Origin of the sequence: Megasphaera stantonii, assembly GCF_025567065.1 — a bacterium.
In the GTDB taxonomy this organism is placed as follows: Bacteria; Bacillota; Negativicutes; order Veillonellales; family Megasphaeraceae; genus Megasphaera; species Megasphaera stantonii.
This window is the reverse complement of record NZ_JAOQKD010000007.1, coordinates 20,818-34,794: the sequence shown is the minus strand read 5'-3', so window position 1 is coordinate 34,794 and position 13,977 is coordinate 20,818. Positions and strand designations below refer to the sequence as shown.

At 52.6% G+C, this 13,977-nt stretch carries 12 protein-coding genes; 1 reads left to right on the top strand and 11 read right to left on the bottom strand.

The features are described 5' to 3' along the window. Positions 1-13: 13 nt before the first annotated feature. Genes araA through OCV58_RS05555 form a run of 4 tightly spaced genes read right to left on the bottom strand, consistent with a single transcriptional unit; the run spans position 14 to position 5,237 of the window. Positions 14-1,438 (bottom strand): L-arabinose isomerase, encoded by a 1,425-nt coding sequence (araA, locus tag OCV58_RS05570; RefSeq protein ID WP_107196562.1) that lies wholly within the window; start codon positions 1,436-1,438, stop codon positions 14-16. A 46-nt stretch (positions 1,439-1,484) separates the two neighbouring features. Beyond that, positions 1,485-2,183: an L-ribulose-5-phosphate 4-epimerase gene (locus OCV58_RS05565; protein WP_095629212.1), complete on the bottom strand. Its 699-nt coding sequence runs from the start codon at positions 2,181-2,183 to the stop codon at positions 1,485-1,487. 21 nt (positions 2,184-2,204) lie between these two features. After that, entirely contained in the window at positions 2,205-3,809 is a 1,605-nt protein-coding gene (locus tag OCV58_RS05560) for a xylulokinase (protein WP_154877192.1), read from the bottom strand. 36 nt (positions 3,810-3,845) lie between these two features. Next, positions 3,846-5,237, bottom strand: a complete 1,392-nt coding sequence (locus tag OCV58_RS05555) for a sugar porter family MFS transporter (RefSeq protein WP_087476849.1) — start codon at positions 5,235-5,237, stop codon at positions 3,846-3,848. Between the two features lie 402 nt (positions 5,238-5,639). On the opposite strand from OCV58_RS05555, the gene rpsD reads away from it, so the two are divergent. Then, positions 5,640-6,227, top strand: coding sequence for a 30S ribosomal protein S4 (rpsD, locus tag OCV58_RS05550; protein ID WP_087476848.1), 588 nt, complete (start codon positions 5,640-5,642; stop codon positions 6,225-6,227). A gap of 260 nt (positions 6,228-6,487) precedes the next feature. Here the strand turns inward: rpsD and OCV58_RS05545 are convergent, their stop codons facing one another. From OCV58_RS05545 to OCV58_RS05515, 7 genes are all read right to left on the bottom strand, one after another. After that, on the bottom strand, positions 6,488-7,867 hold the full coding sequence (locus tag OCV58_RS05545; protein WP_107196175.1) for a short-chain fatty acid transporter: 1,380 nt from the start codon (positions 7,865-7,867) through the stop codon (positions 6,488-6,490). 38 nt (positions 7,868-7,905) lie between these two features. Then, complete coding sequence (locus OCV58_RS05540) at positions 7,906-8,073, bottom strand: transcription initiation factor IIE subunit alpha family protein (protein ID WP_204967436.1); 168 nt, start codon at positions 8,071-8,073, stop codon at positions 7,906-7,908. Positions 8,074-8,110: 37 nt separating this feature from the next. Beyond that, the gene (locus tag OCV58_RS05535) at positions 8,111-8,959 is read right to left on the bottom strand and encodes a beta-keto acid cleavage family enzyme (protein WP_204246303.1); all 849 of its coding nucleotides are present in this window, start codon (positions 8,957-8,959) and stop codon (positions 8,111-8,113) included. Positions 8,960-8,986: 27 nt separating this feature from the next. Next, complete coding sequence (locus OCV58_RS05530; protein ID WP_154877191.1) at positions 8,987-9,922, bottom strand: 3-hydroxyacyl-CoA dehydrogenase family protein; 936 nt, start codon at positions 9,920-9,922, stop codon at positions 8,987-8,989. A gap of 206 nt (positions 9,923-10,128) precedes the next feature. Continuing rightward, positions 10,129-11,100 (bottom strand): sigma-54 interaction domain-containing protein, encoded by a 972-nt coding sequence (locus tag OCV58_RS05525; RefSeq protein WP_267312815.1) that lies wholly within the window; start codon positions 11,098-11,100, stop codon positions 10,129-10,131. An 11-nt stretch (positions 11,101-11,111) separates the two neighbouring features. Then, the gene (locus OCV58_RS05520; protein WP_267312805.1) at positions 11,112-12,167 is read right to left on the bottom strand and encodes a hypothetical protein; all 1,056 of its coding nucleotides are present in this window, start codon (positions 12,165-12,167) and stop codon (positions 11,112-11,114) included. 222 nt (positions 12,168-12,389) lie between these two features. Next, complete coding sequence (locus OCV58_RS05515) at positions 12,390-13,790, bottom strand: FAD-binding oxidoreductase (protein ID WP_154877189.1); 1,401 nt, start codon at positions 13,788-13,790, stop codon at positions 12,390-12,392. Positions 13,791-13,977 lie beyond the last annotated feature (187 nt).

The following is a 13,977-nucleotide window of genomic DNA, read 5'->3' as shown; positions in this document are numbered from 1 at the left end:
TATAAGCTGACGATTAGCAGATTTCTACTAAGTCCAAGTCGAACATGACGGCCAGGTCGTGGATTTGTTCTTCCGTCAGGCGGAAGCTCAATACGGTATGGTGGCCGCCGCCGGCGTGAATCCAAGCCGTAGCGCCTTTCTTCAAGCCGACCTTCGGCGTCCAGAGCTGTTTTGCCACAGGAAGGTGGGGCGTTTCCGCTTCAGGCTTGCGGCACGTTACGGGGTAGCTGATAAGGCGGAAGCCGCCGCGGAAATCGGCTACCGTCAGGTTGACGGCATCGCCTTCCGAGCCGGTGAAAACGAGGCGGGCCGGGTCTTCTTTATCGCCGATATCCAGGGGATGCACTTCAATGCGCGGCTTGTCGCTGGCAATGGTCGGGTCGACTTCCAGCATGTGCGCGCCCAAAATTGCTTCGTGGCCTTTACGCAGGTCCAGCGTATAGTCTTCCATGAATACGGTGCGGTCGTTGTGAGCCATGATCTTCAGCAGGCGCGTCAGGGCGGCCGTCTTCCAGTCGCCTTCAGCGGCGAAGCCGTAGCCTTCCTTCATGAGCAGCTGCGCAGCCAGGCCCGGGAGCTGTTCCATGCCGCAGAGATCCTGGAAGTTCGTGCAGAACGCCGTATAGCCGCCCTTATCCAGGAAGCGCTTGATGCCCAGATATTCTTTGATTTGCACGCGGACGTTGTGTTCAAATTTTTCCGGCGTGTTGTCCCCTACGACCATCGTATATTCTTCCTTCAGCTGGTCGTATACGGCCTGTACGTCTTCGTCGCTAACGCTGTTAATAACCGGCACGAGGTCGCCGACAGGCCAGTAGTCGACGGTCCAGCCCAGGCGAATCTGCGCTTCTACCTTGTCGCCTTCCGTGACGGCTACGTCGCGCATCGTATCGCCGAAGCGGCATACCTTGATGTTGAAGCTTTCGTTGTACGCAACGGCGACGTCCTGCCATTTGGCGATTTCATCCTGTACGTCTTCGTCTTCCCAGTAGCCGTATACAACTTTGTTCTTCAGATTCAGGCGGGCGTTGATGTAACCGTATTCACGGTCGCCGTGAGCGCTCTGATTGAGGTTCATGTAATCGAAGTCGATCGTATCGTAGGGGATGTTGTTCAAATACTGCGTTGCCAGATGGAGAAGCGGTTTCTGCAGGAGCATAGTGCCGCGAATCCAGTTTTTCGCCGGCGAGAAGGTATGCATCCAGGTGATGACGCCGGCTACGTTGTCGTTGTAGTTTACGTCCTTCATGAACTGCGTAATGCCGTCGGCCGTCGTCATGACGCCTTTGTATACGACCTTATAGGGCAGCTTGCCGCTGGCATTGAGCTTGTTGACCATATCTTCCGTATCGCGGTCTACGTTGCGGAGCTGTTCTTCGCCATACAGATACTGGCTGCCGGCGACAAACCAAAATTCATAATCTTTTACTTGTAACATGGATGGTTCCTCCTTATATATGTGAAATACTGATAATAGATATTCTTTATTTTTTCTGTCCGTAATAGGCGTTGGCCCCGTGCTTGCGGTAGTAATGCTTATCCAGCAGGTACTGGGGCACGCGGATGTCGGCGCGCGTGAGCTGGAGCGCGTGGTAGTTCATTTCAGCGACGACTTCCAGAATCTTGGCCGTCTCTACGGCCTTCGCCGCCGTCGGTCCCCACGTAAAGGGCCCGTGCTGTTTTACCAGTACGGCCGGAACGGCGTCGGGGTCGATGCCCCGTTCGGCAAAGGTACGGACGATGACCTTGCCCGTATTTTCTTCATAAGCGCTTTCGATTTCTTCCTTCGTCAGCGCGTCGGTCACGGGTACGTCGCCGTAAAACGTATCGGCATGAGTCGTGCCCATAGCTTCGAGGTCTACGCCGGCCTGGGCGAAGGATACGGCCCAGGGAGAATGGGCGTGAACGATGCCGCCGATATTCGGAAAGGCCTTGTACAATACGGCGTGAGTCATCGTATCGCTCGACGGGTTTAAGTCCCCTTCGACGACCTTGCCGTCCAAATCTACGACGACCATATCGGCAGGCGATAACTTTTCATATTCTACGCCCGACGGCTTGATGACGAACAGGCCCTGTTCCCGGTCAATACCCGATACATTGCCCCACGTAAAGGTGACGAGCTCCAATTTCGGCAGGCGCATATTCGCTTCATAGACCTGCTGCTTCAATTCTTCTAACATACTATATCCCTCCCGGCAGGGTTACTCTGCCAACGTGCGGCCCGCTTCTGCTTCGACAGACAAGGCCCGCTTATAGTTTTCAATAAAGGCGTTGCAGCCTTCTACGCCTTCGGCGTTCGGCGTCAAGGTGACGCTCTTTGGATGGCGGAATACCCGTTCATCGAGGAAGTCGGCCAGCGTTTCGCCTTCCTGGCGGACCTCCATGTATACGGCCAGTACGGCCATGCCCCACGGGCCGCCTTCGCCTGCCGTATCCATAATGGTAATCGGCATGTTGAGGGCGTCGGCCAATACCTGCTGCCCGATGACCGGCGTCTTGAACAGGCCGCCCTGGGCAATCATGACGTCCGTTTCAATGCCTTCTTCCTGAACCAGGATATCCATGCCTATTTTCAGCGGCGCAAAGGCTGCGTACAGCTGGGCCAGCATGAAGTTCGGCAAGGTAAAGCGGCTGTGCGGCGTACGGACGAACAGTGGCCGGCCATTGTCGATGCGCGTTACGTTTTCGCCCGACAAATAGCTGTAGTTGACCAGTCCTCCCGCATCCTTGTCGGCCGTGCCGGCCAGGTTGAACAGCGTTTCATACAGCTTGTCCGGCCCGATCGCCAGTCCCGTCGCCGCGGCAAACTGTCCGAACAGGTCGACCCAGGCGTTGATGTCCGACGAGCAGTTATTCGTATGTACCATGGCGACAGGAGCCCCGTCAGGCGTCGTGACGACGTCAATATCTTCATGGACGCCCTGCAGCGGCCGGTCCAATACGTTCATGGAAAAGGCCGACGTGCCGACGGAAATGTTGCCGGTCCGTTTGCGGACGCTGTTCGTGCTGACCATGCCCGTACCGGCGTCGCCTTCAGGCGGAGCCATATGGCTGCCCTGTTCCAGACGGCCTGCCGGATCGAGGAGGCGCGCCCCTTCTTCCGTCAAAGTACCGGCACCTTCCCCGGCCCGCAGCACTCTCGGCAGGAGGTCGGCTAGCTTCCACGAATAGGGCCTTACCGCTTCCAATTCGTCGAACAGGGACAGCATCTTCGCGTCGTACGTGCCAGTCCTTTCATCAACTGGGAACATGCCCGACGCGTCGCCGATGCCCAGGACTTTTTCGCCGCACAGCTTCCAGTGGACGTATCCGGCCAAGGTCGTCAGGAAGGAAATCTGCGGCACATGGTCTTCTCCATTTAAAATAGCCTGATACAGATGGGCGATGCTCCAGCGCTGGGGAATATTGAAATGGAAGGCTTCCGTCAGCGCCTTGGCAGCCTGGCCGGTAATATTATTTCTCCACGTACGGAAGGGAACGAGCAGTTCGCCTTGCGAATCAAAGGCCAGGTAGCCGTGCATCATGGCGCTGACGCCGATAGAACCGATGCGCGTCAGCGGCACGTGGTAGCGGCTCTGCACGTCGGCGGCCAGCTGAGCATAACAGGCCTGAATCCCCTTCCATACTTCATCCAGCGAATAGGTCCACACGCCGTCGCGCAGGGCGTTTTCCCAGCCGTAGCTGCCCGAAGCGATGGTCTGGCAGTCGTAATTGACGAGAACTGCCTTGATGCGAGTCGAGCCAAGTTCAATTCCTAAGGCCGTTTCGCCGGTTTTAATGTTCGCTGCAACCTTTAATAAATCCATGAGACAAGTCCTTTCTCCCTTAACGGAATACATTAATTATCTTCTCTTCGTTCCCTGGGCTTCGATTTCTTCCAGCGTGTGGCCGCGCGTTTCGGGGACGCATTTCGTCACGAAGCATACGCCGAGCATGCAGATGACGCCGAAGATAGCGAAGACGATTTCCTGCGGCATCGAAGCCGTCATGATGGGGAACAACAAGCCGACCAGGAAGGAGCCGATCCAGTTGAAGGACGAAGCCATGCCGGACGCCCGGCCGCGGATGGCCAGCGGGAAGATTTCACCGACGATAACCCAGGTCAGCGGGGCCCATGTGAAGGAATAAAAGGCAACGTAAATGCACAGGAAGAATACAATCATCATCGGGTTCGTGTCCGGCATGATGCTGTTGATGATAGCCGGCAGGATAAAGGACAGGCCCATAATCGTGCCGCCGACTTTCAGCAGCGTGCGGCGGTTGAACTTATCGGCAATGACCAGGAAGACGAGGGAGCCCAAAACGAGAAGAACGCCCTGAATAATCGGCCACATGAGCTGCGAGCTGGCGGCATGTCCTGTCGCCGTTTCGACGATCAGGGGAATGTAATAGAAAATCGCGTTGGCCCCCTGGAATTGCTGGAATGCGGCGACGCCGATACCGGCGACGACCAAGTACTGGTATTTGCCGCTGAACAACATTCCCCAGGAGCTGTTTTGCGCAGCATGGGCTTCGGCGGCGACGGTTTCCTGAATTTGTTTTAATTCCGGTTCGACTTCGTCGCTGGGACGGATATAGCTCAGCGTACGGCGGGCTGCATCCAATAAGTTATGACGGACGAGAAAACGCGGCGATTCGGGAAGACGAAGGACGCCGAAGAACAGGATAATAGCCGGAACGGCAGCTAAGCCGAGCATTAAGCGCCAAGCGTACATTTCAGGCAAATCCTTCAGCAAATAGTCGACGATGTACGATAGCAGCATGCCCGATACGATCATCGTCTGGTTGATGCCGGACAAGCGGCCCCGCAGATGAGCCGGAGCCATTTCCGACATATAAGCCGGCACGAGAGCCGACGCGGCGCCAACGGCCAAGCCAAGTAAAATACGAACGCCGATCAGGTAATATTGGCCGTTGTCCGGAGCAATCCCCGACAAGACAGAGCCGACGACGAAAATCAGCGCAGAAATCAAAATCATCTTGCGGCGGCCCAATTTATCGGACAGCTGGCCTGCCAGCGCGCCGCCGAAAATAGCGCCGAACATGACGGCCGACGTAATCCAGCCGATGATGCTGGCATTGCCGTGCAGCCCCCAGTCGTCCTGCAGGAAGGGCAGCGCCCCGGTCATAACGCCGATGTCGTACCCAAACAAAATACCGCCAAAAGAGCCGAAAAAGTAAATAAAAGAGCTGGATATCTTTTTATTATCTTTTTCCGCTGTGCTCGTGTTCATTTCTTCATTCCTCCACTCAGCAATACGTACAATTAAAATATGGTTTTTTCTTACTTTTTATAAATTGTGTTCGAACACAGTTTTGTTATGTATATCCTATCCCTTTGTAAACCTTTTGTCAATAGTGTTCACGAGCACATTTTCTCATAAGACGGCGCCAATCGCACAGGACAGCGCATTGTTAACCATAACCAGTAGGAGGAATCCCCCTATTTTACGCCGTCTTTCACGACTTGCAGTTTACGCATTCTTTACGCGGCGCCGGCAAAAAAATGTATTGTTCAGGCTCTGCGCCCAAAACGCCGGCACTTTTCCCTGCCTATCCGTTGACAAAGCCCTGCAACCGTGATAGAATTTCTATTGTTATGTTTTATTAAATTTTTATATGAGGTGATGTAGAAAATGGCAACGAGGAGAGAAGCACGTTTTAAGCAATGTCGCCGGTTCGGACTCAATGTGTACGGACATCCTAAGGCATTAAAACGTGTGAAGAAAGAACAGCGTCAGAAAAAGATGTCTGAATACGGCACACAGTTACTGGAAAAACAGAAGCTTCGCGCATACTACAATTTGCTCGAACGCCAGTTTGTCCGGTATTATGATAAAGCCAAGAAGATGGAAGGCGTTACTGGCGAAAACATGCTGAAATTGTTGGAATGCCGTTTGGATAACCTGGTATACCGTATCGGTTTTGCAAACTCCATTCGTCAGGCCCGCCAGATGGTCAACCACGGCCACATCTTGGTAAACGGCAAACGTTGCGACATTCCGTCGGCACACGTAAAAGTAGGTTCCGTTATCACGCTGAAGGAAGCTTCCCGCGCTAACGAAATGTACAAAAAATCCTTCCAGGAATTGAAAACCTTCGATGTTCCCTACATCGAAAAGAACTTCGACGGCTTCGAAGGCACGCTGACACGTATGCCCGAACGCTCCGAAATTCCTGTAGAAATCAACGAAACACTCATCGTCGAATTGTACTCCAAATAATAACGAGCACAATAGCACAAAACCAAAACAAGGGACCCTGTTATATGCAGGCTTCCTTGTTTTTTTATTGCTCATCAAGTCTTCTAAAAGCAAATGAAATAAATTTTTTGCCTCGTTTTTGCCCCGCCCTTGACGGCCATATGATTTCGCCTGCAATGCAAAAGACCTGCCGGAGACAAGAATATCTCCTCACGGCAGGTCTTTTGCATGTTTCATATTGAGATGAGAGTATAGTAAATTGAGTTAGCAGCTAAATTATATTACCATCCAAAGGGGAAAATGAGGAACCACAGGCTGCCGGCAATGAATACGAACAGCCAGAGCATGAACGTAAACGGCAGGATTTCCTGGAAGCGAAGGCGGAAGGCCGCCAGGTAGGCAATGGCCCAGAAAGGCTGAATCAGGTTGGCCATCTGAGCGCCCGTGCCGTAGGCATTGATAACCTGCGAAACGGGAACGCCTAAATGCTGAGCCGCCGGAACCAGGTACGGCGCTTCGATAACGAATTTAGACCCTGCAGACGGGACGAAGAAGTCCATGATGCCAGTGTAAATGAATACGATCCACGGATAGGTTCCCGGCGTCGCGATGGAGATGAACAGCTCCGTAATTTCGTCGGCCAGGCCGGAGAAGGTAATCAGGCCGAAAATACCGGCGTACAAGGGGAACTGGATGATGACGCCGTATACAGTCGTCGCCCCTTCTTTTACCGATTCAATATAGCTGTGCGGCGAATCGTGGAATAATAAGCCCAAGCCAAAAAGGGCGAAGTTGATCGTGTTCAGGTTGATCTTGCTGACACCTTCCGTAATGACGTGGTCGCCGAACCAGATGAGAATCAACAAAGCAATGAGAGTGTTCAACACGCGGGACCGTTCCCACCGTTCAGCCGGCGTCAATTTCTTCGACGCGTCGACTTTTTCCGGTTCTGCCGTAAATTCCTTGTACAGTTCGTCGCTGATTTCTACGGCCTTTTCCTTCTTAGGCATGAGCAGGTAGTATACGACGGGCAAAGCCAGTAATTCCAATACGAGGAAGGTCATCATGTACGGAGACAGGGACGTCTGGCTGATCGGCACGATGCCGCCCATGATCTTTTCCATAAAGTTGCCCGGCGTCGCCGACAGCAGCGGCGCAGCCTGGGAGATGCCGTTAGCCATGATATTCATGCTTGTATAGGCCATGGCGACGATAAAAGCATAATGGAAGCCTTGGCCTCGTTTGCGGATAGCGATTTCCTTGCCCATGATAATCGTAGCCATGAGGCCGACGCCCCAGTGGAGCCAGGAAATAACGCCGGTAATCAGGGCGAACAGAGCGATGGTGCCGCCGCGCGTCTTCGGCCAGTCAATCAAGCGGACGATGCCTTTGCGAATCGGTTTTGCGTTAGCAATAACGAAGCCGCTGATCATCATCAAGCACATCTGCATGGAAAAGCTTAATAATTCCCAGAATCCTTTTGCATAATCTTCAACCAATCCCCACGGCGTCGAGTCCGTAAAAATCAGTGCCAGTACGAAGACGAATACGGTCAGCCCCAATACGAATACCATGGAGTCGGGAATATAGTTTAAGCTGAATTCTATAAACTTATCGGTAATCGTCTTCTTCTGTGCGTTTTGCGAATTTGCTTGCGCCATAATAAGCCTCCTTTATATAATCCGGTATGGCGGGAACCTCATTCTACTTCTTCATACGCCCCGTCATCTTTCGTCCGAGCCCCTTCTCCCTCCAGGACGCCGCCGGCATGGCAGTCAGGGCAGGTCCCGAAGGCGTCGCCGAATTCCGGAATCAAATCGATAGCGTATTTAAATTTCTTGCCGCATTGCGGACAACGATAATACATAAAACAAGGTCCCCATGTCATACCTGTCACACTCCTATTATTTCAGACCCAGGATTTCGCGCGCTTCTGCCGGCGTTGCGACTTCCTTACCGTATTCTTCTACGCAGCGGCGAGCCCTTTCTACGAACTGGCGGTTGCTTTCAGCCAGCACGCCCTTGGCGTACATGACGTTGTCTTCCATGCCGACGCGGAGATGGCCGCCCAAGGCGATGGTCGCGTACATGATTTCCATGGCGCTGTGGCCTACGCCGAAGGCCGACCAGGTAGAGCCCGGGCACAGGGTATCCATCGTTTCCTTCATGAAGACGAGATTCTTAACCGAGCCGGGGATGCCGTTGGCGCAGCCCATGCACATCTGGAAATGGAGCGGCGCTTTCAATACGCCTTTTTTGAGGTAATAGGCGGCGTTGGCGATCATGCCCGGGTCGAAGGCTTCGATTTCCGGCTTGATGTTCAGTTCCTGCATGAGCTGGCCCAGGTCTTCCAGGAATTTCGGCGGATTGAGGAACAAGCCGCTGTTCATCCAGTTCATGGAGCCGCAGTCGTACGACGCCATTTCCGGTTTTAATTCCTTCAAATGGAACTGGCGCGTTTCTTCCGTCGCGTGAAGGTCGCCCGATGTCGTAAGATTCAGGACGATGTCGCAGTCAGGATATTTAGTCTTGATCGTCTGTACCGTTTCACGGAATTTATCGGCACTCATGGTACCGTTGCCTTCATCGTCGCGCATGTGAAGGTGAGCGACGGCAGCGCCGGCCTGCCAGCACTGATAGACGTCGTCAGCAATTTCCTGCGGCGTCAGGGGAACGTTCGGATTATTTTCTTTCTTGGGCCATGCGCCCGTTACAGCTGCAGTGATGATAACTTTGTTTTTCAAATTGCTCATGATATGTTTCCTCCTTAAAATACGCTCTTATTCTTTATCTTTTTTATAAAGCATGTGAATTAAATAGTCGTTCAGCCCCTTGCGTTCTGCTGCGATGGATTCGTCGTCCCATTTGAAGAAGCCTTCGCCGCTCTTGAAGCCCATCTTGTTTTCTTCCTTCATCTTGACCAGCAGGGGCGACGGCGTCGTGTCACTGCACAGATATTTCAAGATGTATTCGTGAATGTTGTAGGTCAAGTCCGTGCCGACCAAATCGGAGTTAACCAACGGCGGCAGCTGGGGCAGGCGGAGGCCGAAGCTGTATTTAACGGCTTTATCGACCGTTTCGGCGTCGGCAATCCCCTGTTCGACGATATAAATCGCTTCTCTCCACAGGGCGTGCTGCATGCGGTTGGCAATGAAGCCCGGCACGTCGCGCTGGCAGATAACCGGCTTTTTGCCTACTTTTTCCAAAATGTCGTATACCTGCTGGGCTACTTCGTCAGACGAGCCGTTGGCTTTGACGACTTCTACCAGGGGAATCAGCGTTGCCGGATTCCAGAAATGGGTGCCGACGAAGCGTTCTTTGTGCTTGACGCGGGCGCTGATTTCCGTCGGGCTCATGACGGACGTATTGGTGCAGAAAATCGTGTCGGGACGGCACATGATTTCCAGCTTTTCGAAGACCGACTGCTTCAATTCCATGTTTTCAAATACGGCTTCGACGACTAAATCCGTCTTCTGGCACAATTCAGGGCTCAAATCCGTCGTAAAGCTGATGCGGCTCAGCTGCTGTTCTGCCGTGTCGGCATCGACGATGCCCTGATCGACAAAGGACATCATTTCCTTGCGGACCTGGCCGAGAACATCGTTGTCGGCGATATCATATAAAACGATGGAATATTCCGGATTGCGGGAAAATACCTGGGCGATGCCCCGGCCCATCAAGCCGGCGCCGTACACTAAAATCTGTTTTACTTCCATAATGCGTATTGCCTCCTTGAATTTCGATTTGAAAATATATATGAAATTTTCATGCCATATATAAAGAGGCGCAAAACAGCCATTTTTCCATCGTTACAGTGTAAAATGCCTTTACACTCCATTTACACTGTAAAAGCCCTTTACACTTTTCACGCAAGCAAAAGCCAGTACCGGCAGATGATACAGGTACTGGCTTTTTCATTTCGTCACTCAAAATTTCGTTTATCGATGCCATACTCCTTGACGCGCTTGTACAAGGTCGGCCGGCTCATCCCAAGCCCCTTCGCCGCATGGGACATATTTCCCTTATATTCCCTCAAGGCCGCTTCGATCCGTTCTCTTTCATGCCGCAGCAGCCCGCCTACGGCCAAGGGCGCTGCAGCTTCTTCGGCTCCCTTCCCAATGGCGTCGGGAATATCTATCAGCGTGATGTAGTCTCTTTTACATAATATGACGGCCCGTTCCATCACGTTTTCCAGTTCCCGGATATTGCCTGGCCACCGGTAGGCGTGAAAGGCCCGAAGCACGTCTTCCTCTATGTCGGCGACGTGCTTGTCGTAAATTTTATTATAAACAGTCAGGAAATACCGGGCAATTTCCTCTATGTCCCGGCCCCGTTCCCGCAGCGGCGGCAAGGGAATGGTAAACACGTTGAGGCGATAGTATAAATCTTCGCGGAAAGTGTGGTTTTCAATGCACTTCCGCAAGTCCTTGTTCGTAGCCGATATGATGCGGACGTCAATCTGTATGGGCTTCGCGCCGCCGATGCGCGTCACTGTCTGCGTCTGCAGCACGCGCAGCAGCGTCACCTGGACGTCGTAGGGCATGTCGCCGATTTCGTCTAAAAACAAGGTGCCGCCATTCGCCAGCTCAAACTTGCCCGGATGCCCCTTCTTATCGGCGCCGGTAAAGGCGCCCTTTTCATAACCGAAGAGCTCGCTTTCTATGAGGGTCCGCGGGATGGCGCCGCAGTTAATCGCCACAAAGGGGCCATTCCGCCGGCTGCTGGCGTTGTGAATGGACTGGGCGAACAATTCCTTCCCCGTTCCGCTCTCGCCGGTAATTAAAATCGACGGATTATGGGCCGCCCCTAGTTCGGCGATGGTTTTCACCTGGCGAATCGCGTCGGACGAGCCGATAATGTCGTCGAAGCTGAACGTCGGCTCGGCATAGATCATCTTGGTCGCATTCAGATGGGCTTCGGTCTGCTTCGACAGGGTAATAATATATTCCTGCTCTTTTTCGCCGATATTGATGCGGCGGATATAGCAGTACAGCAGGTAGTTCCGTTTGTAGACAAATCGGGGCAACCCGAGCTGACCAGCTCGTAGCAGTACGTTTCGCCGTTCTTCGTATTGGCGGCGATTTTATCCATAGACAGCTTCGAGTCAAAATACGGGCAGACGTTCGTCCCCGGCACATCCTTCAAGTCCTTCTTAATTCCCAGCAATTTCACAGCGCCTTCATTGATGACTTTGACGGTTCCCTCTTCATTACAGTAAATGATGCCCGTCTTAATGCTGTCCAGCGTCGTATACAGCCGGGAGTTTACTTTTTTTAGGGATTGACTCATAGCGTACAAGCGCTTCGTCGCTTTTTCCAATGCATACTGCTTGGAAATGGCTTCCGCCGCGATGACGGCCAATCCCAGCGTATGCAGATGGGAATACCACCAATGGCCCGATACGGCGATAAAGCCTAAAATCTCCTTCGTCTCTGGGTCGACGATAGGGCAGGCGCCGCCGGCCAGGTTGTCGTCAATAGACGAGGCGTGCTCCGTCGATACCAGGATAAAGGGCTTTTTATACGTAAAGACCAAGTGAAACAGCCCGCCGTAGGGCGCGTCGCTTCCCCGATTGGAGCCTTCGATCAGGCCTGTCGCCGCCAGCTCCTTCAGCATCGTATCCGACCCTACCAGCTTTAAGATGACGCCGTCGCGATCCAATAGGGTAATCCAAAAGGTGTCGTTCTGCAAAAACGTATACAGACGCTCCATATACGGCACGGCAATGGCCAGCAGCTCTTCCTCCTTCTGCGTGCGCAGGTACAGGTCCGTCACGACGGGCTTTTTGAAATCCGGCGTGCGGTAGCCCCTGTCGTAGGATACCTTCCAGCCATGTAAAATTTCCTCCCGCACGTCTGTAATGCCGTCAAAGCTGCCGCTGGCAAAAAATTTCGCCCGCATATTGCCGACATGGAGAATATGCTGCGGATTAAATAGATTCTTTATATCTAATTTTATCAACTGTCTCGTCACGCTCCTCTATCCGACAAATTACCGTTATTTCATATATAGTATTATACCATTCCTTTCGGCCATTGACTGCATTTTTGCCCTTCATACCGTCAAATATATGTCCAATTTTATGAAAAGACCTTTCACATGACAAAAAACGCCCCGATAGGAAATCATGTCTTGGCGATTTCCTATCGGGGCGCTGCGTATTTACTTATCTATTCAAGATCATTAGTCGGCGCTGATGACTTTGCCGGGGTTTAAAATCCAGTTGGGGTCGATCGCCCGCTTGATAGACTTCATCAGTTCCAGTTCTACCGGGTCGGTGTATTTTTCCATGTAGTCGAGACGCTTAAAGCCGATGCCGTGTTCGCCGGACAAGCGGCCGCCTAAGCCGTATACGTATTTATAGGCGACGTCGCGGAATTCTTCCAGCTGTTTTTCCCATTCTTCATCGCTCATATCGCATTTCAGGATTTGGAAATGGAGGTTGCCGTCGCCGGCATGAGCCAGGCAGAATACGCGGAAGTCGTATTTCTTGCTTTCTTCGACTAAGGACTGAATGCAGTCGGCAATCTTCGTGACCGGTACGACCAAATCTTCCGACGTGGCGACCTTGGAGAACACGCGGGTGCTTTCCAGGCAGTTGCGGCGGACTGTCCACACTCTGTCGTCGGCTTCTACGACGTCCGTTGCGCCGCAGGCTTCGCAAATGGCCGCCAATTTTTCCATCTTGTCGTCCAATTCGTCTTCATTGAACGTTTCGATCGAAATGATATCGTAATAACCGTCTTCATAATGAGGCAAGCGCAGGTCGCTGTAATCGCTGGCGCTGCGGACGAAGTTGTTGTCCATAAATTCGACGGACGTCGGATTGAGGCCGGCCTTGATTAAGTTCGGCACCAGGGCCGTAGCTTTGCCCAGATCGGTAAAGACGGCCAATACGTCGAGGCGGTACGGGCACAGGGGGACGAGCTTCAGCGTCGCCTTCGTAATAATGCCAAGTGTGCCTTCCGAGCCGATAATCAGCTGATCCAGGCAAAAGCCTGTCGAGCATTTTTTCAAGGGTGCACCGAGATTGGCAATCTTGCCGTTCGGCAGAACAACTTCAATAGCGTATACCTGATGCCGGGTCGTACCGTAGCGCACGGCTTTGTTGCCGCCGGCGTTGGTAGCCAGGTTGCCGCCGATGAGGCAGCTGTCGGAGCTGCACGGGTCGCCGGCGTACAGCAGGCCTTTGGACTTAGCCAAATTTTGGATATCGATCGTACGCACGCCTGCTTCGACAACCATGTACATACCTTCTTCATTGACTTCCAAAATGCGGTTCATCCGTTCCATCAGCAGGACGATGCCATGATATACCGGCACGGCGCCGCAGCTGACGCTGGTGCCGGCGCTTCGCGGCGTAACGGGAACGTTGTACTTGTTGGCGATCTTGACGATTTCGGCCACTTCTTCCGTATTGGCCGGCAGCACGACGACTTCCGGCGTGCGCCAATACGACGGCGCCAGGCTTTCGTCAGATTTATACACGTCTAATACGTCGGGCGCCGTTTTGACGTATTTTTCCCCGACGACGTCCTGAAGAGCCTTGACGACTTCTTCTGTAACCGGATTATATTGTTTCATAACTAACTGCATCCCCTTTTTTACGATATACTGCAACTTCCGTTTCTGCAGCTGCAACAAATCAGTTGAATATGCTTATTATAATACAGGCCGTTTCATTTGTCTTGCCTTGCCCAGAAAAAGACTATACAGTTTTATCATTCCTAACCATGAGCTTTATGCATAAATTATGAGTAAAACGTATAAC